Raw genomic sequence first — 24,041 nt, 5'->3', positions numbered from 1 at the left:
TTGTTTTTTTATTATTAATTTTAATATTGATCAGTAGCAGGATATTCATTTAAAGAGGTGTAGCTTTTCTTAAATCGTACCCGAATCTATAAGTATTCTTTCCATCACTGTATATGAATTCGATCGCACTATAAGATATTGTTATGCTTTCAGTTTCGTTTCCTTGAGAGTAGCTCGAAATTAGAGCGTCTTTTAATTTAATAGTGTAAAATGGTACTTTTTGTTCCCCAAAATAAAAGTGAAACTCTGCTTCAAAGGGAATTCTTGTCAAATGTTTCTTCATAATTGGTACTGTGGCAATATCCAATGGTTTTGTAAAGGAAATACCACTGAAACTAGGGAGTGTTGCTTCTCTATTCGCAATGTTACCTGCTTCAAGACTAACATGTCTCGCAACACCAAATGCGAAACTCGAAACTTCAATGTTTCGCTCCTCCCCTTCGAATATCGATGTGCCTGTAATTCCATCAATTTCAAGGAAAACTTTAGAATTTTCGGCTGCTGTTGCAGATTGGGGAACTAAAATTAAAAGTGAAAAGATGAGGACAGCAGAAATATACCAATTTAAACGATTTTTTTTAAAATTCAAAACAAATCACTTCCTTTTATTTAGTTAATATTATTTATATATATTGTGTGTGAAGAAATTTAGTGCGATTTATTTGGAATCAGGTTAATTAATGAGTCGTTTTAACCTTCAGAACAAAAAATCCCCATCATGTTATATGTTGGGGATCCAAGTCTTCTTATCCTTTTTTCATCTAAGTGTGTTTAAATATCGTTGTAATAGTGAATATCTTTCATTGTGGACTCCGTTATAGGCTCATCTTTATGGGCATGTTCTTCAACAAAGTCTATTGCTTCTGAGTGGTTAAGTGTTTCAAAATGTTCCCGTAATTGCTTTCCACCTATTGTTAAACCTTCCTCGATCACCATTTTTGTTTCCAATAAAGATAATGTATTTCCTTCAATCGCATTAGAATGAAAAGTCCATTCTATACGGTAAACTTCTCTTAGGTTATTAATAGCATCTTGAGGTAATGGTAGATATGTATCAAGCTCATCTTTCAACTGAGATAAATGGTCGAAGTTACTCATAATAAACACCTACTGATGGGATTTTCTTATTTTTTTACACAAAATGTATAGATTAATTATATCAAATACACTATGACAATTACATTATTCAATTTCATATTTTCTCAATACTGAATACGTCTTATATCCACCATCATTTATTTCCAAACAATTCAGTTGTGAACCATAACAACAACTACCATCAATTCCGATTTTACCATCTCCAAACCAGATATCATCACATTCATGGATGTCACTTAATGGAGTGTGTCCAAAAATGACTGTTTTATCTAGTTTTACTGGACTCTTAATAAATTCATCTCTTATCCATATGAAAGTTTCAATCGGCTGCTCTTTCCAGTTATGATTTTCACTCTCAGGACTTACTCCTGCATGAACAAAAATATGAGATTCTGTTTCATGATGAAGAGGTAAAGAGGATAAGAATTTTATATGTTCTGAATAATTTTCTAGTATAAACTGTTTTGCTTCTTCATGTGTGTGACCTAATTCGAACCACTCCAAACCACAATAACTGTATACAGTATATTCGCCTCCATTACGGAAATAATGTGCGAATTTTTTTGGATCATCTAATAATAACCAATCTAAGAACATTTGATCATGGTTTCCTTTAAGACAAGTCACATGGTTTTCTTTATTTAGATGCATGATCATCTCTATTACTTCTTTAGATTGATCCCCTCGATCGCAATAATCACCTAATAGAATTAATCTATCATTTTGGGGATCAAACTTTACAAGAGTTAGTAGTTTATTGAATTCATCAAAACATCCATGTATATCACTAATGGCTAGTATTCGTTTCATTTCATCACCTATTATATTTAATTTTTTTCTGCAACTAAAGTAAAGGTTTTGGGAATTCCTTTGTCAAATACCTCGCTTGATAGGTTTGGTTCTTCGTCTAAACTTTGAATGATTAATCCTGCTTTGGCTACTGCAGTAACAATCTCTCCAAGGTTCCAATTGCGATGTAATACTTTTTTTGGTTCTTTTTCTTGATCTAGAAATTTAATGAAGGATACTTCTTTTTCTTCTAACGAAGTATTAAAGTAATCTCCTGTCACCTTATGTTTACGGATTTTGGAAGTGGAACCTCTAGAAGTGATTAGTTTGGTTGAAACTGGATGAAAATCTCTAATGATAAATTGTCCTTGATTCCCTAGTAGCTTGTATACAACATCAAAAAAAGGATTTAAATCAATAAAATAATGTAGGATTCCCATTTCTGCAAATACGATGTCATAATCACCAGTTAGATGCTCTTGAGATAAAGTAAGAACATCACTCAAAATATATTCAATTTTCACTTCAGCTTCGTGTGCTAATTCCTTTGCGTAACGTTGATTACCTTCAGAAAAATCTACTACAGTTGCATGCGCCCCTAATAATGCTAACGCTACTGCTTTACTTCCATTGGAGCCCATCAGATTCATGATCTTTTTTTCTTTTACATCTCCAAATTTTTCGTAAAGAACGGAGAGACTTTTTAATGGAGCCTTTCTGATCTTCTTAACAGCTTCTTTAGGTTCTCCAAATCGCTGCACCCAAGCATCGTAGGTTTCCTGATTCCAGATTTCTTTATTCACATTCAATGAATTATTTTGTTCATTTTTTTTATGTTTTTTCTTAAAACTTTGCATTGTTGTCTACCTCATTCATTTATGTTAAGTCTAAAATAATTTCCAGTTACCATTACCTTGTATTGCTACTTATGAGATATTTTATACACAATCCGGCAAAAACGGTGTATCCGTGTTATTTTACACTTTGATTAAAGATTAGTCTAGAACATGTGACAATCTGTATAATGAACAAACTATACTATTAAAGTAAAATATACGTAAGTTTGAATTCACAAAGAGTTTTCCATTTATCATTGATACATTAGGGAGGCAAGAATAATAGAGAAAATTCCCGCATTGTAAGCGCTTTCTTTATAATTTAAAAGTTCTATTTTTAATTTAAAACATAAACTAATAGTAATAAGCTAGTCCAATCAATAATAAGGGGGATTTTTGAATGAGTGATAAGGTTCAGATCGGTTTAATTCAATCTAAACATGATGTTCATGGAGATGAGAAGATTGAATTACATAAGGAAAAGTCAATTGAAAAACATCTAAAATTAGTTAGAGAAGCGAAAGAAAAAGGTGCACAAATTATTTGCTTACAAGAAATTTTTTATGGACCCTATTTCTGTGCAGAGCAAAATTCAAAATGGTATGATTCGGCAGAAGAAATTCCAAATGGTCCAACTACTAGGTTATTTCAAGAGTTAGCCGAAGAATTGGAAGTAGTCATTGTTTTACCCATCTATGAAAGAGAAGGCATAGCAACTTATTACAACACAGCAGCAGTCATAGATGCAGATGGATCGTATTTAGGTAAATATCGAAAGCAGCATATTCCTCATGTTGGTGTTGGAAATGAAGGTTGTGGTTTCTGGGAGAAATATTATTTTAAGCCAGGTAATTTAGGTTATCCAGTATTTGATACGGCTTTTGCAAAAATCGGAGTTTACATTTGTTATGATCGACATTTTCCAGAAGGTGCTAGATTGTTAGGGTTAAATGGTGCAGAAATTATTTTTAATCCCTCAGCAACTGTTGCAGGTTTGTCAGAATATCTTTGGAAGCTTGAACAGCCAGCTCATGCTGTTGCAAATGGATATTATGTTGGAGCGATAAATCGAGTTGGATTTGAACCTCCTTGGAACATGGGAGAATTTTATGGTCAATCTTATTTAGCTAATCCTAGGGGTGAATTTGTTGCAATAGGGACACGTGATTCTGATGAGATCATTTTAGGTGAAATGGATAAAAAGATGATTCGTGAAGTTAGAGATACGTGGCAGTTTTATAGAGACCGTAGACCTGAAACTTATGCAGATATGACATCACTATTACCCTAAATTTTATAAATTACAAAGGAGGTTTCGTTATTGGTTTATTCAAAATCTTCGAATCTATCTCTTGATGATCTAGATCAAAACTTTCAAGAAGTGCAACTAGGATTAACGAATCGAGAAGCTTTGGAAGAAGCAAATCGATGTCTTTACTGTTACGATGCTCCTTGTATTACAGCCTGTCCTACAAGTATAGATATTCCTAAGTTTATTAAAAAAATTGCAAGTGAAAATCTATTAGGATCGGCAAAAACAATTATGGATGCAAATCCGATTGGAGCTAGTTGTGCACGAGTTTGTCCAACATCGGAGCTTTGTGAAGGAGCTTGTGTATTAAACTATTCAACAAAACCAATTATGATTGGTTTATTACAGCGATTTGCAACCGATTGGGCTATGAAGAACGAACAAATATTGTTTGATGCAGGCAAAAAGAATGACAAGAAAATAGCGGTAGTAGGGGCTGGTCCAGCTGGGCTTTCAGCAGCACGGGAATTGGCACGAATGGGTTATTTAGTAACGATGTTTGAAACGGAAGAGCATGCAGGAGGACTGAATAAATATGGCATTGTTTCATTTCGTTTACCACAGAATATTTCAGACTGGGAAGTAGAGCAAGTGAAATCATTAGGGGTTGAGATTAGAACAAATACTAGAGTTGGCACAGACATTCAAGTCCATGAACTATTAGAAAACTTTGATCGTGTTGTTTTATCTATTGGCATGTCACATGTTCTTGATCTTGGAATTGAAGGAGAAGATTTAAAAGGTGTGTTTGACGCGATTGAATTTGTGAAAGATACGAAATCAGGTTCAGTGCCGGAATCGATGAAAGGAAAAAAAGTAGTCGTGATTGGTGCAGGGAACACCGCGATTGATGGAGCGACATGTTCCGTTCGACTTGGTGCAGAAAACGTAAAGATTTTATATAGAAGAACGATGGATGAAATGACGGCTTATGATTTTGAATATGAATTTGCCAAACAAGATGGAGTTGAATTCAGATGGTTAACAGCGCCCCATAGAATCATTGGAGATGAGAATGGGTATGTCAGAGGGATTGAGTGTATAAAAATGGAGTTAGGTGAACCAGATCAGGATGGTAGAAGACGTCCAAAACCAATACAAGATTCAGAATTCATCATAGAGGTGGATGCAGTCATTAAAGCAATTGGTCAAACAAGATATACCAAATTAATAGAAGATTTCGCATTAGAAAATAACGATGGTGTTGTAAAAGTAAATTCAGAACCTTTCCAGACATCAAACCCAAAAGTATTGGCTTGCGGTGATGTTATTTTCTCAAAAGGTCAAGGGGAAGCTATGGTTGTGACGGCTGCTCAACAGGGTAAAGAGGTAGCGTATGCCATTCATCAACAATTTACTAGAGAACCAATAGAAGTAGAATCAAACAAATGAAGTGGAGGTTATGAGACGTGGCGGATTTAAAAATTAATCTAGCAGGAATACAATCACCGAATCCATTTTGGCTGGCATCTGCTCCTCCAACGAACTCTGGTTATCAGGTACAGAGAGCATTTGAAGCAGGTTGGGGAGGTGCAGTGTGGAAAACATTGGGAGACCCCATATTGAATGTATCTTCTAGGTTTGCTGCCGTGCATTTTAATGGTCATAGAGTGGCAGGTTTCAATAACATTGAACTAATCACAGATAGACCGATTGAAGAAAACTTGAAAGAGATTTATGAAACAAAGAAACGCTTTCCTAATCACGCTATTGTTGTGTCCATCATGGTGGAGCCAAAACAAGAAAAGTGGCATGAAATTGTAAAACGGGTTGAAGACGTGGGTGTGGACGGATTGGAGCTGAATTTTGGATGTCCCCACGGTATGGCAGAGCGTGGAATGGGATCAGCCTCTGGTCAAGTACCCGAGCTTCTTGAAAAACAAACATACTGGGTGAAGGAAGTTGCACGGACACCAGTGATTGTAAAACTTACTCCCAATATTACAGATATTACGGTCACAGCAGAGTCAGCTGCACAGGGTGGGGCAGATGCAATTAGCATGATTAATACTATTAATAGCTTAGTCGGTGTTGATTTAGATACATGGAATACGGTTCCACATGTAGGTGGCAAAGGTGCACATGGTGGATATTGTGGTCCAGCAGTAAAACCCATTGCTTTAAATATGGTTGCAGAATGTGCGAGAAATGACAGGGTCGGTATTCCTATTTCTGGTATAGGAGGAATATCCAACTGGAAAGATGCTGCTCAATTTATGTTAATGGGAGCTACAGGTGTTCAAGTATGTACAGCCGTAATGCACCACGGTTTTAGCATTGTTGAGGATATGATTGATGGTCTCTCTAATTATTTAGATAGTAAGGGCATTACATCTGTGACAGATATCATTGGAAAATCAGTACCTAGATATTCCGATTGGGGTCATCTTGATCTGAACTATAATGTTGTAGCTAGAATTAACAATGATGTATGTATCAATTGTAATAAATGCCATATTGCTTGTGAAGATGCTTCCCATCAATGCATTGATATGTTAACTGATCCTAGTGGAAACAAATATTTGGAAGTACGTGAAGAGGATTGTGTTGGTTGTAACCTTTGTTCGATTGTTTGTCCTGAGGAAGGGGCAATCAGCATGGTTGAGCTTGAAAATAAACATGAACCGATGACTTGGAATGAACGTCAAGCAGTAATTGAGACATTAAAAAAGTGAGATATCATATATCAACTCTAATAATAGCAAATCACATATTAATTCTTAATAGTTTTTTTATAAATAAGTGAGGAGGAACGTGTATGAAAAAAGTGATAAAAAATGGGACGATCGTTACAGCTACAGATACTTATAAAGCAGATATTTTAATAGAAAACGGTAAAATATCTATGATAGGTCAACAAATTGAATTGGATGGGGCAGAGGAAGTAGATGCGACAGGCAACTATGTATTTCCTGGAGGAATTGATCCTCATACACATTTAGAAATGCCATTTGGAGGAACTGTTAGTCGAGATGATTTTGAGACAGGAACCATTGCAGCAGCCTTCGGTGGGACCACAACGGTGATAGATTTTTGTTTAACTAACAAAGGTGAGCCAATCGCAAACGCGATCCAAACATGGCATGATAAATCAAAAAATAAAGCAGTGATTGACTATGGTTTCCATCTAATGATTGGTGAAATAAATGAAAATGTTTTAAATGAGTTACCCGCAGTAATAGAAGAGGAAGGAATTACTTCTTTTAAAGTATTTATGGCCTATAAAAATGTTTTGCAAGCGGATGATGAGACTTTGTTTCGTACTTTAGTTACAGCAAAAGAACTAGGTGCTCTTGTCATGGTGCATGCAGAAAACGGGGATGTCATTGATTATTTAACGAAAAAGGCACTTGCAGAAGGTCATACAGATCCAGTTTATCATGCATTAACTCGACCTCCAGAAGTTGAGGGGGAAGCGACAGGTAGAGCAGCTCAATTAACAGGATTGGCAAAATCTCAGTTGTATGTTGTCCACGTTTCTTGCGCAGATGCAGTAGAGAAGATTACAGAAGCTCGAAATAAAGGGATTGATATTTGGGGAGAAACGTGTCCTCAATATTTGGTATTAGATATCTCGGATCTTGAAAAACCTGATTTTGAAGGTGCAAAATATGTATGGTCTCCTCCTTTAAGAGAAAAGCAACATCAAGAAGCGTTATGGAGTGCATTGAAAAATGGGCAACTCCAAACTTTAGGATCAGATCAATGTTCATTTGATTTTAAAGGTCAAAAGGATCTTGGAAAAGGAGATTTTACAAAGATTCCAAACGGTGGCCCCATGATTGAGGATAGAGTAAGTATTTTATTCTCTGAAGGTGTGAAAAAAGGCAGAATCACATTGAATCAATTTGTTGATATTATGTCGACTAGAAATGCGAAGTTATTTGGTTTATTCCCACAAAAAGGAACCATTGCAGTTGGTTCAGATGCAGATGTCGTTATTTTTGATCCTCTTGCAGAACGGGTCCTTTCAGCAGAAACGCATCACATGGCGGTTGATTACAATGCTTTTGAAGGAATGGAGATTACAGGAGAAGCTGTAACTGTTATATCTAAGGGAGAGTTTGTCATTAAAAACAAACAATTTGTCGGTGAGCTTGGCTCAGGAAAATATTTAAAACGCGCAAAGTATGGTGAACTAAAAAAGGAGGATGAATAATTATTTTAACTAAAAAGTGGGTGGTTTGACCACATTAGAAAGGAAGCGTTGTTGAATGGAAAAGAAAGAAAGCTATTTAAAATCGAAAGATTTACTTCCCATTCCTCATGATAAAAAAACTATTGGAAGTGCAGGATTTGCTTTCATTTGGGTAGGAATGGCAGTAGTTTTAGCTGCCTTTGCTATTGGAGGTACGGGTGTTCAGAGTTTATCACTTGGATGGGTTGTACTTGCAACCGTCATAGGGACAGTAGCCATTGGAGCATTTATGACTATTATAGGTGATATCGGAATTGAACATGGACTGTCCTTCCCAGTGTATATGAGAGCTCCTTTTGGAACGATCGGTACGCACATTCCATCACTTATACGTGGATTTGCTGCTTCTTGTTGGTTTGGGATTAATACTTATTTTGGTTCTACGGCAATGAACGGTATCTTATTTGTACTTTTCGGATTTGATAACTGGTTTGTTTGTTTTCTTATATTTGGTACGGTTCAGGTTATTAACACCTCACTAGGTATAAAAGCTGTTGAGAGATTTGCTGATTTAGCAGCTCCCATCATCATTATTATTTCTGCATGGATGTACTCCACATTATCTGATAAAGCACTAGCAGAAGGAAGAGAAGTATGGTCATGGATTGAAAGCCCAGTTGCTGGTGGAGCAGCGTTTACGGCCTTTATCGTTGTCATTATGAGTAATATGGGATTCTGGGCAACTTTAGCTGCTGATATGCCTTCGATTTCACGTTTTATTAAAGCACCAAAAAATGAACGGAATTGGTTTAAACGTAACAAATCCTCATTAGTTGGAAATATCTTTGCACTCACTGCAACTCAAACTTTTATGATTATTATCGGTGGGGTTTCCTATATTGCTGTCAAAAATTATGATCCAGTTGTCGCACTTCAGGAAGCAGCTAGTGGTATTATTTTAGGCATCCTATTACTCATGATCGTACTTGCACAGTGGTCAACGAATGTTTCAGCAAACTTAATACCTGCCGCTACCATTTTTTCCAATATGGGAGGTCCAAAAGTTCCGTTTTGGGCAGGGGTAGTTGCTGCAGGAATTATCGGTTCTATCGTTCAACCTTGGTATTTATTCCAAATTATTATTCCAGCATTACTGATCGTAGGAGGAATTTTATCTGCCATTGTAGGCATCTTGTTTGTAGATTATTATGTTCTTCGGAAAAGAAGAGTGAATGTTCATGAATTATATAAAGAAGATGGGCAATTTAAATATTTGAATGGATTTAATTTGGCTGGTTTCATTTCATGGATCATCGGAGGAGGAATGGCGTATCTATTATCTACATATTCCTTTATCGTTGGTTTTATAGTAGGGGGAGCTTGTTATTACTTCCTAGCAAAATATTGGTGGTTTGATAAATATAAACAAAGTGAAATCGAGAATCCTAGTGATGAGAAGTATTTAGGTATAACTGTTGGCAGGGATTGGGATATTGAAGCAGGTGATACAGTGATCGTACAAGATGCAGCACCGCTTGTGCCTTCATTATCATCTAAACAAAAAGTTTAAAGTGCGTGTTCAAAAAGTCCAGTTTTCAGCACCGAGAAGGTGGCTTGAACCTGCAGAAGCTGGAGCGGAGTGTAGGCTCTTTCTACATGAGCACCGGAGTTCAAAGGTGAATGTCAGATTCGATGTCGATTAGACCTCCTCGAGATACTTCGTGATCAAAAGGGGACTTTTTGAACCACCTCTTAAAGAGAAGAGAAAGGAATAGATATTTTATGTCATCATATCAACAATTTTTAGTTGAAAAAGAAAAAATAGATACGTTACTTCAAAGAGGATACAAGATAAAGAATGTCCGTGAGAATTTGAGTGGTTCATTTGTTGAGTTTGAATTAGAAAATAATTGTGAAAACAACAAGTTCGAAAATAAAAAAACATTACTAGTTACAAATGCAGATGCAAGGAAGTATTTTTCATCGCTGATTTTTCAGGAGAAAAGGGATTAAGCGAAGTAGGTTATGAAAAAACCGATAATTTCAAAGTACCCAAAGGGTGCTCTTTAAAATTGAATTATTATTCATCTGATAACAAAAAAGTTTCTCCCATCAATGGAGAAGCTTATTTTGTAAATATTACTGAAAAAGTACATTCGTTATTGTACAAGTAGATATAATAAAAGTTCCCTCTGGAATCGTCATGATAACAATTCCTTCACCAACATTATCAACTAGACCAAAACCTGTAGTACCCAAGGGGCTGTTATATTCAATATCAACCATTTGCCCTACTTTGAAAAGTGCAGTAATTGGATCTTCACAGCAGGCACATTCACCAACATTCTTCCTTTTAGGTTTTAGATTTAACTCCATTGGTATACCACTAGTTAATACAAGAGCACTAATATTACATTGCATAATTTCCTTCATCCGTAAACGCAATAAAATCCTCTACACTATTTAATAAAACATTATTTTGAGATCCCACAGGCGTATCGACTCTACTTATTTGTTGCCCTTCCAATTGTTCCAAAACACACTGCATTGGACATACGCAGCAGTCACAGATTGATTTATCAAAATTCCCCACCTTAAACAACTCCTTATTAATTTATTTGATGGGATATTGTATGGGTTGAGATGATGATTTGACTGGACGTGTGGACTATGTTACAAAATTGTGCTCTTGCCTTTACCCCTGTACGTTATACAAGTGTAGTAGATTTTTTACATGATATTGGGACAGCAAATAGTTATGATGTTTCATCAGAAGGGGACCCTAGGGCACAATTTACAAACCCGAGAGATGGAAGAAGTTTCGATACTCCTGCATTGTTAGGTGTTTGGGCAACAGCACCTTACCTTCATGATGGTAGTGCAGAGACTTTAGAAGAAGCCATCAAAAGTCATAAGTACAGCGAAATAGAAACAATTAGTGAGATTGAAGTATTTAAAATTGCAGAGTATTTGAGGACCCTTGATTAAAAAAATAAGAAAAATCCTCTTCCACTAAAAAATGGAAGAGGATTCTTTCGTCAGCGAGAAATTAATATTTTACCAACCGTACCATCAGGACTTTCACCAATTACTCGAATTTTTAATCCATAGGAAGGGATGTCACGTCCTGCGTCAACAAGCCCAAGATTCAGATATGATTCGCTGTCATCAAACAACGGAGTTCGTTGTGTGAAATTATCAGTTATAGTAATGCCGAAAAGATCTTCATAATCTAGAAAAAGATCTTCGGATTTATTTAAACTAAATGCTGCATCATGTATTTGAAAGCGAGTAGATGCAACAGAATGATCACTCCAAACAACAGTATGCTGGTCCGCATCTACAACACCTAAAAATCCTTCTCCAGGATGAAAACCTGTCCAGTTATTATCCTGTTCATTATCTACGTACCAGATAACCAGACCTGGATCAAATGTCATTAAGCTATTTCCACGACGAATATGTGCTAAGCCTTCATCTACACCTTCATGATTTCTCCACTCAAGTAAATAATAATGATCTGTGTATAATTTCCCTTCATGTTTTGTAAATCCATCTAACGTCAATAAAGGGTCACCTTCAACATTGTCAAATAGTATGGACACTCTGTCAACTGTAGTTTCGATATCATCTATGAAAATACCTGCTTCAATAGCTGCAACATCTGTCCAATAATTGAATCTAACGTCAATGTTTTGACCTGCAAATGTCGATAAATCGAAGGAAGCATCAATCCATCCATCACTATGTCCTGTAATTCCATGACCAGGGTTTTGATCATATGGATCATAATCAGTTGTGATATTACCAGGAATTGCAACCCAATTATCTGAACCTTCCACTTTCACTTGAATAGAGGCATAATCCCAATTTTCCTCAATTTCATACCACGCTTTAAACTGTAAGGTTGAACTAGTCGCGTTTGCTAAGTCAAGTGAAAAAGACATGGAGTGATCTAACTCATCCCCTTTTCCACTATAATATTCATATTCTCCACTGTAAGGTGTATTAACAATCACCTCTTTAGGTGGTAGATCGATACGAATAGTATCGTTATTTGTTCCTTTTGAACTTGCTTGATCTAGCAATCCTTCCACTCCACTACTATCTATATCATCAAGGTGAATAGTAGATCCAGTTAACCAATTTCCACCCATAGAAGCATGTAAAAATTCTTTTGCCCAAGGACTAAAACCCGTTGGCTCAGTACCTGGAATTTGCCCAGCCCAGCTTCCACTTGACATAACGGACCAATAGCTAACTGGCTCTCCTTCACCAGAATATTGAGTATCATACTCATCTGGAAGTCCTAAATCATGTCCGTATTCATGAGCAAAAACCCCTGCTGCTCCATCGGCTGGCTCAATAGTGTAGTCGTATGCAGCTAGTTGTCCATTCCAATACGGAGCATCTGAAACAGTACCTGGAAGAGTGGTTACATTACCTAAATTCCAGCGATGTGACCAAATCGCATCTTCTCCTAGTGCTCCTCCACCAGCTTCTTCACCTACACTAGAGTGAACTACCATTAAGTGGTCAATCAACCCATCTGGCTCACGATAATTTCCGTCGCCATCTAAATCATATCGATCCTCTTGATCAAATGTTGATAAGTCTATAGAAGGATCCATTGCTACAGCCTCGAGTGCTTCCTTCACTAATTTCCGTGCGTCTGCACTAACACCACCGTAGTAAGCAGCAGGTTGTGTAGCCATATACCAACCTGCTACTTCACCATCAATTGTATAACTTCCACCTGATTGTTGTTCATAATATTGCTTAACTGAAAGTAGAGATTCTCCATTTGGTCCAATGTATCCATTATTTCCAAAAATCATTTCATCATAATGCTCTTTTGTATAGTCCTCATAATACATATCTGTATTTTCAGGTGCAATAGAGTTATGAGGGAAATCAGGGTACTCTATTAATAAAACAAGGATATCATCTTTACGTTGGCTTCCGCTGTATTCTTCAAGTTCAACTGCTTCTAAATCTTCAGCATGTCCAAGCTTATTTCCTTTTCCATTCATTAATCCATTATTATTAAGTTTGTCCTTTAAAGTATTTTCCCTTTTACTTTCATGTTCATACAATTCACCTTTTTCAATTGTGAAACTGGATGATTTCTGCTGCAAATAAGATTTTAAAGCTGATTGGGCTTCTTGAACAGATGCATCGTTGGATATGTAGCCATTATTCTTCATCATTTCTATTAACCTATCATCATTTGCAACACCTAAGTCAAATGGAGCTCCTTGTGAATAAGTTAATGTTGAATCTTTAGCTTCTGTCTTATTTGCGGTGTTGAAAGGGATGCTGAAAATACTAGCACCAAGTGATAGAGCAATAGCGATAGAAATAATCTTGTTCTTTTTCAACATAATTCCTCCTTAAATATGATTTTCTTACAATATAAATATAACAAAAAATAAATGGATCATACAGGAAAATTTTCATTTTAATAGATAAAAAGGTATTATTTTTAAAAACTATCCATTCTATTAGATCTGTTACTATATCAATCAATGGTAATAATAAAACTAGCATGATCCCCAAATGATTGGAATATTCTAAACTAAACTAGCTATTTCAGATGGGGCTGATTTCCATGAAAGACCAATTTAAGTTAACAATCACAGATATTTTAAAACGTAAGTATTTCAACAAGGCAAGCATCATTGCAGGACATACTGGATTGAACCGTATTGTGAAATGGGTTCATGTTGTTGAAGTAACTAATATTCGTAAACTATTAAATGGACAAGAATTAATATTATCAACAGGTTTGGGATGGCAAGAAAACGAAAATCTCTTTATATCATATATTGAACAATTAATTGAAGCAGACGTATCAGGTTTATGTATTGAAATGGGAACATACACCTCCAAAATACCTAATAAAGTTGTCCAAATCGCTAACGAACACCATTTTCCTATCATTCTGTTTTTAGAAGAAGTTCCTTTTGTGAAAATCACACAAGACATTCATTTTTTATTGGTAAATCACCACTATATTGAAGAAAGAAGAAAAGCTGAAGAAAATAAATGGTTGAGAGATTGGTTAGACGGTATTCATAGTGAAGAGGAAATACGTGATCATTTACTAGAACATAACTCAGAGATATCTAAGTTAAAATTACAGGGTGGAGTAGTTTGCATTTATAAATATAAACAGGATGTTACTACAAAATTCGATCACCATTATTTTATGATGTTATCTCGAACGATATTTCAACAACAAGGGTTCATCGTGTTTGCAACGGAAGAAAGAAATTCTGTTATATTACTTTTGGTTAATATAAGGCACAAACATGATTGGAAGATTAGAATTAAAAGTGGTATGAATAACTTATTAAATTCTGAATTTATAAATAAACAAAATAATTTAAAATCCAATATTGGTGTAGGTAAATTTAAGAGTCAACTATCTCTCATGAATGAATGTTATCAGTCTGCACTTGAAGCAATAAAAATTAAATCCAGAATGCCAAGTCGTTTAGATAACCAATTTTATGAAGAATTACATATGTATCGTTTTATTTTATTGCTCAATAAACAAAGTGATCTACGGGAAACCATAAATGAATATTTAAAGCCTATTATTGAATATGACCGCAAACACAATGGTAAGTTATTAGAAACACTTAGAGTATATTTAGCTTGCAATGGATCTAAACAAGAAACCGCCAAACGTTTATTTATTGTTAGACAAACCCTGTACCATAGACTGAATAAATTAACAGATTTACTAGGGAAGGATTTTATGAATTCAGATAAACGATTAGCGATTGAATTTATGCTTATGGCATATGAATTTTTAGATAATCCATTATCCCCCACCTTCATAGGGGAGGTTTAGATTGCTCCCTGTTTACATTACTCAAAATAATACCCTCTGTACCATATACGCGGATGTAACTGATACTGCTGCTGTTCTGCACATATTAAGTTCCCTCCATTATTAAGTACATCTCAGAGCTGTCTCAGGGAAGCGTTATAATGTGGATTATGATTAAAGTACTTCTTAACTGTAAAATTATTCTCTGTGGATTATTTGACTCTATACCAATACTGGTAAGCTTCTGTATAACCAATTTTGGAATACAGCTTCAATGCAGGTTTATTGTTTAAAACAACTGCTAAATAACTATACTTTGCACCGTTATTTTTACCCCATTTTAATAGATTTAAAATTAGTTGTTCTCCAAACCCTTGGTTTCTAGATTTAGAGTCAGTAATAATATCATATAAGCCTATATAATCTCTTTCAATTACCCCAAGACCACAGGCTACTATTTGATTTTTATGATATAAAGAAAGAAAGCACTTTTTAGTGATTATATTTAAAAACATTTTTTTCATCGTATCCTTATGACTATAACTTAATGTATTCATTTTACAGAAGTGATCAATCCAATCATCATTTATTTGTTCATATAGTTCAACATTGGTTAGAGTTGGAGCTTTTATATTATTTAGACTTACAACTTGAACACTTGTAGGATCAATTAGAGAATATCCTCTTTCATGTAACATTTCATCTAAATGATCTGGTTGTGAAAAAGGAGTGATTTTAAATGATGTATTCAATTTGTGATGTGAATAAATATGTTCGCATTCTTTAATTTTGTGATTTAAGTCGTACGTTGAGTGATGGAGCGGATGAATGGAGTTTGCACGTTTTGTATATCCATTTGTAAAACGTAAAGTCCATCCATCATAGTGCATCGTTTGTATAGCAGGCCACTGGTTTAAAGATAATTCCTCAAAAAAATTGTTATTCAATCTCTTTCCCTCCTAATTTTATATTGCATAATTATATAAATTATTTAATATTTATTCAATATAAAATTAAAACAAACAAAATATCATAGCTTTTTAATTTGATAGATTCTATCATTCATTGTGTAAAATAAATAAGAATTTCTGTTTTACACAATGTCTAATGAAAGTCTCTCTTAAATTCGAGATAATGTAAGAAAAGTTATATTTTTCTAAGTTTTAAGGAGGTAAATAATATGGAAGTGTTGAAAGAAGAAATAGGTTTACTGAAAAACTATATAAATGGGCAGTGGGTGATATCTGACACAAATGAACATTTAGAAGTTGAAAACCCTGCAACAGGGAGAGTAATAGCAAAAGTTCCAATATCAACAAAAGAAGACGTAAATAAAGCAGTTCAAGCAGCAAATAAAGCATTTTTGACTTGGAAAGATACCCCCGTTCCAAAAAGAGCACGTATTCTTTTTAAATATCATCATTTATTAACTGAAAATCATGAAAAACTTGCAAAACTTATCGTTCAAGAAAATGGAAAATCATACAAAGAAGCTTATGGTGAAGTTCAGCGTGGAATTGAGTGTGTTGAATTTGCTTCGGGAGGACCATCACTTTTGATGGGAGAAACATTATCAGGCATTGCAGATGGAATGGACTCAGAGATGTTCAGGTACCCATTGGGAGTTGTAGGAGGGATTACACCTTTTAATTTTCCTATGATGGTTCCGCTGTGGATGTTTCCATTAGCAATCGTTTGTGGGAATACATTTGTATTAAAACCTTCTGAACGAACGCCTATTTTAGCTAGTGAAATTGTAGAATTATTTACGGAAGCAGGGGCTCCTAGAGGTGTATTAAACATGGTACATGGTGCTCATGATGTGGTTAATGGGTTGCTTGATCACGAAGCCATCGAAGCCATTTCATTCGTTGGTTCTCAGCCAGTAGCCAAATATGTTTATGGAAAAGCAGCTTCTAACGGTAAAAGAGTGCAAGCGCTTTCAGGGGCGAAAAATCATCATACTGTCATGCCTGATGCAGATATGGATAAAGCAGTTCAGCATATTCTTTCATCTACATTTGGAAGTGCGGGACAGCGTTGTATGGCATGTAGCGCAGTTGTAGTCATTGGAGATAATGAAGAGTTTATACAAGCATTAAAAGAAAAGGCGGATCAATTAATTATTGGCAATGGAATGGATGATGAAGTGTTATTAACCCCTGTCATACGCAGATCTCATCGTGAAAAAGTTCTAAATTATATTAAAACAGGATTAGATGAAGGTGCCACGTTGCTTCGTGATGGTCGAAAAGATATGCATGATTTGAAGGAAGGGAATTTCCTAGGTGCGACAATTTTTGATCATGTAACACCTGAGATGACAATTGCAAAAGACGAAATTTTTGCACCGGTATTAAGCTTATTAAGAGCAGAGAATTTAGATGTAGCATTAGAATATTTAAGGAAATCAAAATATGGAAACGGAGCAACGATTTATACAAAAGATGCAAAAGCAATCCGCCAATTTCGTGAGGAAGCGGAAGCAGGAATGTTAGGAATCAATGTTGGAGTACCCGCAACGATGGCCTTTTTCCCATTCTCAGGTTGGAAGGATTCGTTTTATGGGGATCTTCATGTGAATGGGAAGGATGGAGTGAACTTTTACACTCGCAAAAAAATGATTACTTCTCGGTTTGATTTTTGATCATAGATTGTTATTACTACTTCAGTTAACATTTATGCGGTGAAATAATCTCTTGTAATAAACTACCTACACAATATAATATTTTAACTAAAAAAGGGGGATTTACTTTGTCTGAAATAAATCAACGATCTGAAATGACAAAAAAAGATGAGCAGTATGTTTGGCATTCAATGAAACCTTATAATCCAGAAGCTACTTCGGTGATCAAAAAAGCGAAAGGATCTTGGATTACGGATGATGCAGGAAAAACATATTTAGATGCAATGGCAGGTTTATGGTGTGTAAATGTAGGATATGGTCGACAAGAATTAGCAGAAGCGGCTTATGAGCAGTTAAACAATTTAGCATATTATCCGCTTACACAAAGCCATGAACCTGCAGTAAAACTAGCTGAAAAACTTAATGAAATGTTAAATGAAGAATATGTTGTTTTTTTCTCTAATAGTGGTTCAGAAGCAAACGAAGTTGCTTTTAAAATCGCTCGTCAATATCATCAACAGAATGGAGAACACTCACGTTATAAATTTATTTCAAGATATCGTGCTTATCATGGTAATACAGCGGGTTCACTTGCAGCTACAGGTCAGGCTCAACGTAAGTACAAATATGAACCATTAGCACCAGGATTCATTCATGTTGCACCACCTGACACCTATCGTATGAATGAAACAACTAACGATCCAAGTGAGTTACAGTCAGTTAAAGCCATAGATCATACGATGACGTGGGAATTAAGTGAAACAGTAGCTGGGATGATCATGGAACCGATCATTACTGGTGGAGGAGTACTCATGCCTCCTCAAAATTATATGAAAGGTGTAAAAAAAGTTTGTGAAAAACACGGTGCACTTCTAATTGTTGACGAAGTTATCTGTGGATTTGGCAGAACAGGAGAGGCATTTGGGTTTATGAATTATGGTGTGAAACCAGATATCATAACGATGGCTAAAGGGATTACTAGCGCTTACTTACCTTTATCAGCAACTGCTGTTAAAAGGGAGATATATGAAGCTTTTACAGGTTCAGAAGAATATGATTATTTTCGCCATGTGAACACGTTTGGTGGAAATCCAACCGCCTGTGCACTTGCACTTAAAAACCTTGAAATCATGGAAAAAGAAAAATTATTTGATCGTTCAAAGGAAGTTGGCAGCCGTTTATTGAATGATCTTCAAAGCTTATTACAGCATCATCCAAATGTAGGAGATGTTCGAGGAAAGGGACTATTGATAGGAATAGAACTAGTGTCAGACAAAGAGACAAAAGAACCAATTGAAGCTAGGTTAGTTAATCAAGTGATCGGTATTTGTAAGGAAAATGGTTTAATTATAGGTAAAAATGGTGCTACTGTTGCTGGATATAATAATGTCATTACATTGTCTCCACCTCTATCAATTGAAAAAGAAGATGTTGAATTTCTTATAAAAACTTTAGTAGATGCTTTGGAAAAAGTGAAACAGTAGAAGAAATGTAAGAGAAAAAAATAGTTGTTTCTAATATCCAATAGTATGCATGTATTCATTAATAAAATAATAAAAATCATCGAATGATCTTTTTTTTAATTGAGATCATTCGATGATTTATTTCTCATCATTTTTTATCTACAAATTCTTTTACCATATCTTCATTCACATATACACGAGTGGGTGATATACCTTGTTTAGCATGTTCGTTAATTTTCTCAGTCCAGTGATTGATTTTGTTGGTAGAAAAAGGTTTGTCCTCTCTACACAATTGAACGGCTTCTTCAATTGCTTCCTCTCTTAGTAAATCCAATTTTTGAAATTGTACAAGATGTTGATGTAGTTTATTCGTATGTGCAGTTAAGGCTTCTCTTGTGTCCATATGTTTTGTCCTCTCTATTATGTTTAGCAATATTTCCAATATATATTTCCCGGGCGAGCGCATCATTTGATGAGAATCACAAAAAGTTGACAAATTGTTATTTCATTATTTGAAAATTTTTAGTTATATTGACGAATGAACGAATGATTCCTTTAGTAATGATACTATGTGTGAAGATATTTTAAAAGGAAATAATCATATTTATATTGCATAGGAACATCAAGATCTGAATGTGCCCAATGTTCAATAAAATTTTTTTTTCAGAATATATTTCTATATTATCAAGGGGAAACCCTTCCTATTTAATGTTACATCTCTTTCATTTGAAATTAAAACTTCTTTAATATGTTAATGTATTTATTAAGCAATTAAGCAATAATGGATTTAAGTAAATATAGTGGTATAACGAAGTGCAATTAAGAAAATTTTTAAAAATATAACAACTGAGGTGAAATTTAAAATGGAGTTGAATAAGGCTGCATTAAATCGTTGTAAACATGAGAAATCTAAATCATTAAAGGATGGTATTTTGTTGAGTAAAGAAGATGTTTTGATTCTAGCAGATCATCATATTCATCATTACTTAAAAGAAGATATTCAAACAAAAGGTAAACAGGTAAAAGCTTCATCTCAATTCATTCACCTTTATGATTTTGAAAACAACCTTTATGCTTATATGGTTCCTTTAATGTCACAAGGAGAGATTGGTTACATTATTGTTGGAGCGATTGAAGATGGTTATGATTCTTATGAGATTTTTATCAAAAAAAATATAGTTAAAGATATTAAATCAATAATGAAGGACCTAAGTAGATCTTCAAATTTGACAGCTCAGTTGGTGTATTTACCACCAACAGGATATGTAATTCAATTAATAAATGAGCAAGGAATTCCTCAACAATATTTTGACATTTCATATAGTTTAGAGCAATATTATGAAATAACGGACGATATCAATAATTATCTTACAGAGATTGAGCTTGAACATTTATATAAACATATTAGAAAAGATGAGAATAAGAAAAGAATCAAAAATATTCTAAATAGAGAAAGTATAGAAGTTTCTTTAAATCCAATTGATGAGGTTATGTTATCAACTGAACGAAGTTCATCAACTTTTGTACCAGTCTACAATAACAAAACATATAGTTACGGTGGAAATCAAGTATGGTGGAAAGATGGAGGAAAGTCTATAAAAAGTCTACTTGGTTGCGGACCTGTTGCTGCTGCAAACATTACAAATTACTTAGCAAAAATAACAAACCCAATTAAATATGGGGAACTTTATTCCGGTGAAACATCAAATTATCATGATTTCATGAATCATATGGATAATCTTTATGATTATATTACTCCAAAAGCATATGGAGCAGTAAGTGTTTCGGAATTCGTAGCAAATTTGAAAGAATATGCTAAAGATCAAGGTGTTTCATTGCATGCGGTCTGGAAAGATACTTCTTTTTCAATTGAAAGTACAGCGGAGTATATAAAAGAAGGGCTTAATATAAACTCACCAGTTGCTACTCTAAATCTATCTATACCAAAAATAACAGGTTATCCATATCAGTGGCATTGGATGACGATCACAAAGTATTGGAACAAAAACAACGATAGGTGGATTGTTGTATCTACATGGGGTCAAAGAAGAAGTATTAATTATTATGAACATTTAGGTGCAATAACTTCTTTTTTATCAGTTGGCGGGGGTTTTATGTACTTTAAATAATCATGAGATTTATGCTTTTTTGCATATGAAGTGCTTTTTTGAAAGTTTGTGGCTTAATTATTAGGGGATAAATCGAACGGGGAAAATAAATAAAAGCAAGATATTATTTTTACGAATTTAGTGAATAAAAATGAGAAGGTCATCATGCATAGCTGGATTTGATTGGCCAGAATTTGGTGAATGGAATAGTTTTGCTCCAATGGTTTATAGTAATGACATTGTGAAGTATGTTATTGATAGAGACCTTGTTGATGACCCAGGCATGAAAATGAACTATAATTCAGGATGCTCTCATATCCTAACCGCTATATTGCAACAATCAACAGGTTTAAAAGCATCTGCTTTTGCTGAAAAATATTTATTTCATCCGCTTGGGATTAAATATCATTGGTATGAAGACAACAAAGGGGTCAATCGTGGTGCAGATGGCCTTCGATTAACTCCATATGATATGGTGAAATTTGGTCAATTGTATTTACAGGAAGGAGTTTGGAATTCCAGACAAGTAGTACCTGTAGAATGGATAAAGAAATCAACAGAGCCATATTACCTTACGTATAAATCTATTGGTCACTATTCATATCATTGGTGGTTGAGAACAATAAATCCCAATAATAGTGAATTATCATCTGATAATCGTTTGCTATTTGCGCTGGGATATGGAGGTCAATATATTTGTATTATTCCCAAGTTTAATACAGTTGTAGTATTCACTAGTGAAATGTACAATGATTCTTTAAAACCACTAGAATATATTGAAAAGTATATGATCAAGATACTGGTTAACGTATAAAGCTTGTGAGTTAAATGGTAAGAGTTTGACTAAAGGAATACCAGTTCCCTAACCGGAAAACAAACAAAAGAAGCTTCTTCCATAAAGGAGAAGCTTCTTATATGGGATTAATAATTATTCAATATAACCTCTTTAAGTAATAGTTCAATGATCCAATTAGTTTTTCCACACTTCGTGATCTTTTTTTATGTTCTCCCTTAAATTCTGAACATTGATCTCAAATTCAGCGTGATCCCCTAAGGCGTGAATAACATTCACACTAATGCCTAGACCCTCGTTTGTAAAATAACTAAATATTCTTGTTCCTTCAATATCTAAAGAGTCCGCGTTACTAAGCATTTTCATTAAATCTTCTTCAGTAAATGTATCAAATACATTGTCATGTTCAGGATGAAGAGCTTTAAATTCACCATTTTTTATTTTATCAATTAACTTTTGATCTATATATATAATATCATTTAGTTTTTCCGTTTTTTCTTTTGCTATATTTATATTACTTGTATAAAATACATTAATTGGATAAGCTGCTGGCAAATCAACATAACTCACTCCAGAGTATTGAATACTCATCAAATTCCCACTTTTCCATGTAACCTTATTGTTTATTTCTATAGTCAGTGGACCATCTGCATGAGAATATAAATTTAGGATTTTTAATGCTTCATCCTTGATCAATTGATTGATACTTATTATTTTGTCATCTATATTAATACCATCCATCATATCATCAGGACCTAATAGATTTGTAATTTGGGGATATTTTATTTTTATTTCATTGTTCTCAATATAAGATTCTTGAATGATATCAAAGGTCATAGTTGTAAAGTCAAGCGAATTATCTTGATCTTCACTTTTGTCTACCTTTACATCTTGCTTAGTCTCATCGTTTGTTTCTACTTTCTTATCCTGACTCACTTCACTTCCTGAAGAATCATTTTTATCAACACTCATTGCATCATTATCAATACTGCATGATGATAACATTACTGTTAAGAACACTAACAGAATAACAAAACTCATTTTCTGCATTTCTCCAACCCCTTTAAATAATTACTTTAAAGTAAAATATGCATAAATTATTTTTTTATCTAACATCCTATAAATTTCTTTCTTCATCATACCAATAAAAACCACCACTGGGCAGAGGGTTCGTTATGTACTCTCAAATATTTTGACATTGGCATCAGCACAATAATGAGTCTAGGTACACAAGTCCAGTCAAATCATCGTTGAAAATCATACAATAACTCAACTTAATTCATGAAAAAGGAGTTGTGTTTAAGATGGGACATTTCGACAAAATAAAATGATGTTACAATTGAATTCCTGGGATATTTTCAACTTGTGCAATAACAAGAGTAATTCCACAATAAATATAATACCCACCAGCTGCGTAATTTAGTGAGGAATAAAACAAAAGCTTCTCCATCTAGGGAAGAAGCTATTTGTATGGGATTTTCAAGAAACCTTAATGTAACTGCTACGTATTTTCATTATATTAATTCAGTTTTCATATTGACACAGGCATTAGTGGAAATTTCAACCTTATTTTAAATGAGTATTCTGGTGAATCATTAATTGTATAAGTTACTCAGCTTTTTCAGCAAACCCTAAGAAGTTTCCGTTACAATCTTTGATATGGAACTCCTGCATTCCATACCAAGTAGTATATAAATCTTTCACAATTTCAACTTTTTCACGGACTTCTTGATAAAAATTTGTTAACCCCTCTACTTCTAAATAAAAACATGCAGAAATACCCTTTGGAACTTCCTTAAAAGCGGGTACATCCTCAGCAATACTGTCTGGTGTCTGGAACATGATTTGTAAATCATCTTTACTCATAATCGCAAAAACATATTTTTTATCTCCATCCAATTCTTTCGTCGTAATTTGGTTATCATCTACGACCATTTCTAAGTTAAACCCTAATAAATCACGGTAATACTCTATGGATGTTCTCAAATCCTCAATAATAAAGTTTGACGTAAATTTTTTTAATTTCATTATTTGTAT

23 protein-coding genes are annotated in these 24,041 nt (G+C 34.4%); 12 read left to right on the top strand and 11 right to left on the bottom strand.

The genetic code is table 11. The features are described from left to right. Positions 1-49: 49 nt before the first annotated feature. From EPK97_RS11905 to EPK97_RS11890, 4 genes are all read right to left on the bottom strand, one after another. Complete coding sequence (locus tag EPK97_RS11905; protein ID WP_162036844.1) at positions 50-589, bottom strand: Hcp family type VI secretion system effector; 540 nt, start codon at positions 587-589, stop codon at positions 50-52. Positions 590-771: 182 nt separating this feature from the next. Further along, the gene (locus EPK97_RS11900; RefSeq protein WP_205690258.1) at positions 772-1,098 is read right to left on the bottom strand and encodes a Fic family protein; all 327 of its coding nucleotides are present in this window, start codon (positions 1,096-1,098) and stop codon (positions 772-774) included. Positions 1,099-1,182: 84 nt separating this feature from the next. Continuing rightward, positions 1,183-1,908 carry a metallophosphoesterase family protein gene (locus tag EPK97_RS11895; protein WP_162036843.1) on the bottom strand — a complete coding sequence of 242 codons (726 nt, stop codon included), beginning with the start codon at positions 1,906-1,908 and terminating at the stop codon, positions 1,183-1,185. A 17-nt stretch (positions 1,909-1,925) separates the two neighbouring features. Continuing rightward, positions 1,926-2,744 (bottom strand): class I SAM-dependent methyltransferase, encoded by an 819-nt coding sequence (locus EPK97_RS11890; protein ID WP_162036842.1) that lies wholly within the window; start codon positions 2,742-2,744, stop codon positions 1,926-1,928. A gap of 379 nt (positions 2,745-3,123) precedes the next feature. On the opposite strand from EPK97_RS11890, the gene EPK97_RS11885 reads away from it, so the two are divergent. The 6 genes from EPK97_RS11885 to EPK97_RS11860 all read left to right on the top strand — a co-directional run bounded on the left by EPK97_RS11885 (position 3,124) and on the right by EPK97_RS11860 (position 10,186). After that, on the top strand, positions 3,124-4,014 hold the full coding sequence (locus EPK97_RS11885) for a nitrilase-related carbon-nitrogen hydrolase (RefSeq protein WP_162036841.1): 891 nt from the start codon (positions 3,124-3,126) through the stop codon (positions 4,012-4,014). A 30-nt stretch (positions 4,015-4,044) separates the two neighbouring features. Continuing rightward, the gene (locus EPK97_RS11880) at positions 4,045-5,427 is read left to right on the top strand and encodes an NAD(P)-dependent oxidoreductase (RefSeq protein ID WP_162036840.1); all 1,383 of its coding nucleotides are present in this window, start codon (positions 4,045-4,047) and stop codon (positions 5,425-5,427) included. Between the two features lie 17 nt (positions 5,428-5,444). Next, on the top strand, positions 5,445-6,710 hold the full coding sequence (gene preA / locus EPK97_RS11875) for an NAD-dependent dihydropyrimidine dehydrogenase subunit PreA (RefSeq protein ID WP_162036839.1): 1,266 nt from the start codon (positions 5,445-5,447) through the stop codon (positions 6,708-6,710). 83 nt (positions 6,711-6,793) lie between these two features. Beyond that, on the top strand, positions 6,794-8,194 hold the full coding sequence (hydA, locus tag EPK97_RS11870) for a dihydropyrimidinase (RefSeq protein WP_162036838.1): 1,401 nt from the start codon (positions 6,794-6,796) through the stop codon (positions 8,192-8,194). A gap of 55 nt (positions 8,195-8,249) precedes the next feature. Beyond that, positions 8,250-9,743, top strand: a complete 1,494-nt coding sequence (locus EPK97_RS11865; protein ID WP_162036837.1) for an NCS1 family transporter — start codon at positions 8,250-8,252, stop codon at positions 9,741-9,743. A gap of 212 nt (positions 9,744-9,955) precedes the next feature. Next, positions 9,956-10,186: a hypothetical protein gene (locus tag EPK97_RS11860; protein WP_162036836.1), complete on the top strand. Its 231-nt coding sequence runs from the start codon at positions 9,956-9,958 to the stop codon at positions 10,184-10,186. Positions 10,187-10,312: 126 nt separating this feature from the next. Here EPK97_RS11860 and EPK97_RS11855 read toward each other — a convergent pair whose 3' ends face one another. Next, on the bottom strand, positions 10,313-10,594 hold the full coding sequence (locus EPK97_RS11855; RefSeq protein ID WP_162036835.1) for a hypothetical protein: 282 nt from the start codon (positions 10,592-10,594) through the stop codon (positions 10,313-10,315). Beyond that, a complete protein-coding gene (locus EPK97_RS11850; protein WP_162036834.1) occupies positions 10,584-10,766 on the bottom strand; it encodes a hypothetical protein in 183 nt (60 codons plus the stop codon). Before EPK97_RS11850 ends, EPK97_RS11855 begins: the two co-directional genes overlap by 11 nt. Positions 10,767-10,843: 77 nt before the next feature. Between EPK97_RS11850 and EPK97_RS11845 the strand changes: the two genes are divergently transcribed. Continuing rightward, positions 10,844-11,161: a c-type cytochrome gene (locus EPK97_RS11845; protein ID WP_162036833.1), complete on the top strand. Its 318-nt coding sequence runs from the start codon at positions 10,844-10,846 to the stop codon at positions 11,159-11,161. A gap of 50 nt (positions 11,162-11,211) precedes the next feature. Here EPK97_RS11845 and EPK97_RS11840 read toward each other — a convergent pair whose 3' ends face one another. After that, entirely contained in the window at positions 11,212-13,557 is a 2,346-nt protein-coding gene (locus EPK97_RS11840) for an immune inhibitor A domain-containing protein (protein ID WP_205690257.1), read from the bottom strand. A 227-nt stretch (positions 13,558-13,784) separates the two neighbouring features. Here EPK97_RS11840 and EPK97_RS11835 point away from each other — a divergent pair, with 227 nt between their 5' ends. Further along, positions 13,785-15,035, top strand: coding sequence for a PucR family transcriptional regulator (locus EPK97_RS11835; protein ID WP_162036831.1), 1,251 nt, complete (start codon positions 13,785-13,787; stop codon positions 15,033-15,035). Positions 15,036-15,226: 191 nt separating this feature from the next. Here EPK97_RS11835 and EPK97_RS11830 read toward each other — a convergent pair whose 3' ends face one another. Further along, complete coding sequence (locus EPK97_RS11830; protein WP_240903796.1) at positions 15,227-15,961, bottom strand: GNAT family N-acetyltransferase; 735 nt, start codon at positions 15,959-15,961, stop codon at positions 15,227-15,229. 233 nt (positions 15,962-16,194) lie between these two features. On the opposite strand from EPK97_RS11830, the gene EPK97_RS11825 reads away from it, so the two are divergent. After that, positions 16,195-17,661 (top strand): CoA-acylating methylmalonate-semialdehyde dehydrogenase, encoded by a 1,467-nt coding sequence (locus EPK97_RS11825; protein WP_162036830.1) that lies wholly within the window; start codon positions 16,195-16,197, stop codon positions 17,659-17,661. A 107-nt stretch (positions 17,662-17,768) separates the two neighbouring features. Continuing rightward, complete coding sequence (locus EPK97_RS11820) at positions 17,769-19,124, top strand: aspartate aminotransferase family protein (protein ID WP_162036829.1); 1,356 nt, start codon at positions 17,769-17,771, stop codon at positions 19,122-19,124. A 127-nt stretch (positions 19,125-19,251) separates the two neighbouring features. On the opposite strand, the gene EPK97_RS11815 is transcribed toward EPK97_RS11820, so the two are convergent. Further along, a complete protein-coding gene (locus EPK97_RS11815; RefSeq protein ID WP_162036828.1) occupies positions 19,252-19,506 on the bottom strand; it encodes a DUF2533 family protein in 255 nt (84 codons plus the stop codon). Between the two features lie 460 nt (positions 19,507-19,966). On the opposite strand from EPK97_RS11815, the gene EPK97_RS11810 reads away from it, so the two are divergent. Both EPK97_RS11810 and EPK97_RS11805 read left to right on the top strand, forming a co-directional pair. Beyond that, positions 19,967-21,232 carry a hypothetical protein gene (locus tag EPK97_RS11810; protein ID WP_162036827.1) on the top strand — a complete coding sequence of 422 codons (1,266 nt, stop codon included), beginning with the start codon at positions 19,967-19,969 and terminating at the stop codon, positions 21,230-21,232. Positions 21,233-21,362: 130 nt separating this feature from the next. Further along, entirely contained in the window at positions 21,363-22,025 is a 663-nt protein-coding gene (locus EPK97_RS11805) for a serine hydrolase domain-containing protein (protein WP_162036826.1), read from the top strand. Between the two features lie 156 nt (positions 22,026-22,181). Here EPK97_RS11805 and EPK97_RS11800 read toward each other — a convergent pair whose 3' ends face one another. Both EPK97_RS11800 and EPK97_RS11795 read right to left on the bottom strand, forming a co-directional pair. Further along, the gene (locus EPK97_RS11800) at positions 22,182-23,054 is read right to left on the bottom strand and encodes a hypothetical protein (RefSeq protein ID WP_162036825.1); all 873 of its coding nucleotides are present in this window, start codon (positions 23,052-23,054) and stop codon (positions 22,182-22,184) included. Between the two features lie 558 nt (positions 23,055-23,612). After that, positions 23,613-24,032 (bottom strand): VOC family protein, encoded by a 420-nt coding sequence (locus tag EPK97_RS11795; protein WP_162036824.1) that lies wholly within the window; start codon positions 24,030-24,032, stop codon positions 23,613-23,615. Positions 24,033-24,041 lie beyond the last annotated feature (9 nt).

Origin of the sequence: Chengkuizengella sediminis (genome assembly GCF_010078385.1) — a bacterium.
GTDB lineage: Bacteria > Bacillota > Bacilli > Paenibacillales > KCTC-33759 > Chengkuizengella > Chengkuizengella sediminis.
Note: the sequence above shows the minus strand (reverse complement) of the source record. Positions and strands in the feature narration are given on the sequence as shown.

Coding starts and splice junctions, on each gene's coding strand:
- EPK97_RS11900 (WP_205690258.1), bottom strand. CDS start 1,098: ATGAGTAACTTCGACCATTTATCTCAGTTGAAAGATGAGCTTGATACA.
- EPK97_RS11815 (WP_162036828.1), bottom strand. CDS start 19,506: ATGGACACAAGAGAAGCCTTAACTGCACATACGAATAAACTACATCAA.
- EPK97_RS11825 (WP_162036830.1), top strand. CDS start 16,195: ATGGAAGTGTTGAAAGAAGAAATAGGTTTACTGAAAAACTATATAAAT.
- EPK97_RS11845 (WP_162036833.1), top strand. CDS start 10,844: ATGTTACAAAATTGTGCTCTTGCCTTTACCCCTGTACGTTATACAAGT.
- EPK97_RS11805 (WP_162036826.1), top strand. CDS start 21,363: ATGAGAAGGTCATCATGCATAGCTGGATTTGATTGGCCAGAATTTGGT.
- EPK97_RS11835 (WP_162036831.1), top strand. CDS start 13,785: ATGAAAGACCAATTTAAGTTAACAATCACAGATATTTTAAAACGTAAG.
- EPK97_RS11860 (WP_162036836.1), top strand. CDS start 9,956: ATGTCATCATATCAACAATTTTTAGTTGAAAAAGAAAAAATAGATACG.
- EPK97_RS11890 (WP_162036842.1), bottom strand. CDS start 2,744: ATGCAAAGTTTTAAGAAAAAACATAAAAAAAATGAACAAAATAATTCA.
- EPK97_RS11855 (WP_162036835.1), bottom strand. CDS start 10,594: ATGCAATGTAATATTAGTGCTCTTGTATTAACTAGTGGTATACCAATG.
- EPK97_RS11885 (WP_162036841.1), top strand. CDS start 3,124: ATGAGTGATAAGGTTCAGATCGGTTTAATTCAATCTAAACATGATGTT.
- EPK97_RS11800 (WP_162036825.1), bottom strand. CDS start 23,054: ATGCAGAAAATGAGTTTTGTTATTCTGTTAGTGTTCTTAACAGTAATG.
- EPK97_RS11810 (WP_162036827.1), top strand. CDS start 19,967: ATGGAGTTGAATAAGGCTGCATTAAATCGTTGTAAACATGAGAAATCT.
- EPK97_RS11795 (WP_162036824.1), bottom strand. CDS start 24,032: ATGAAATTAAAAAAATTTACGTCAAACTTTATTATTGAGGATTTGAGA.
- hydA (WP_162036838.1), top strand. CDS start 6,794: ATGAAAAAAGTGATAAAAAATGGGACGATCGTTACAGCTACAGATACT.
- EPK97_RS11895 (WP_162036843.1), bottom strand. CDS start 1,908: ATGAAACGAATACTAGCCATTAGTGATATACATGGATGTTTTGATGAA.
- EPK97_RS11840 (WP_205690257.1), bottom strand. CDS start 13,557: ATGTTGAAAAAGAACAAGATTATTTCTATCGCTATTGCTCTATCACTT.
- EPK97_RS11865 (WP_162036837.1), top strand. CDS start 8,250: ATGGAAAAGAAAGAAAGCTATTTAAAATCGAAAGATTTACTTCCCATT.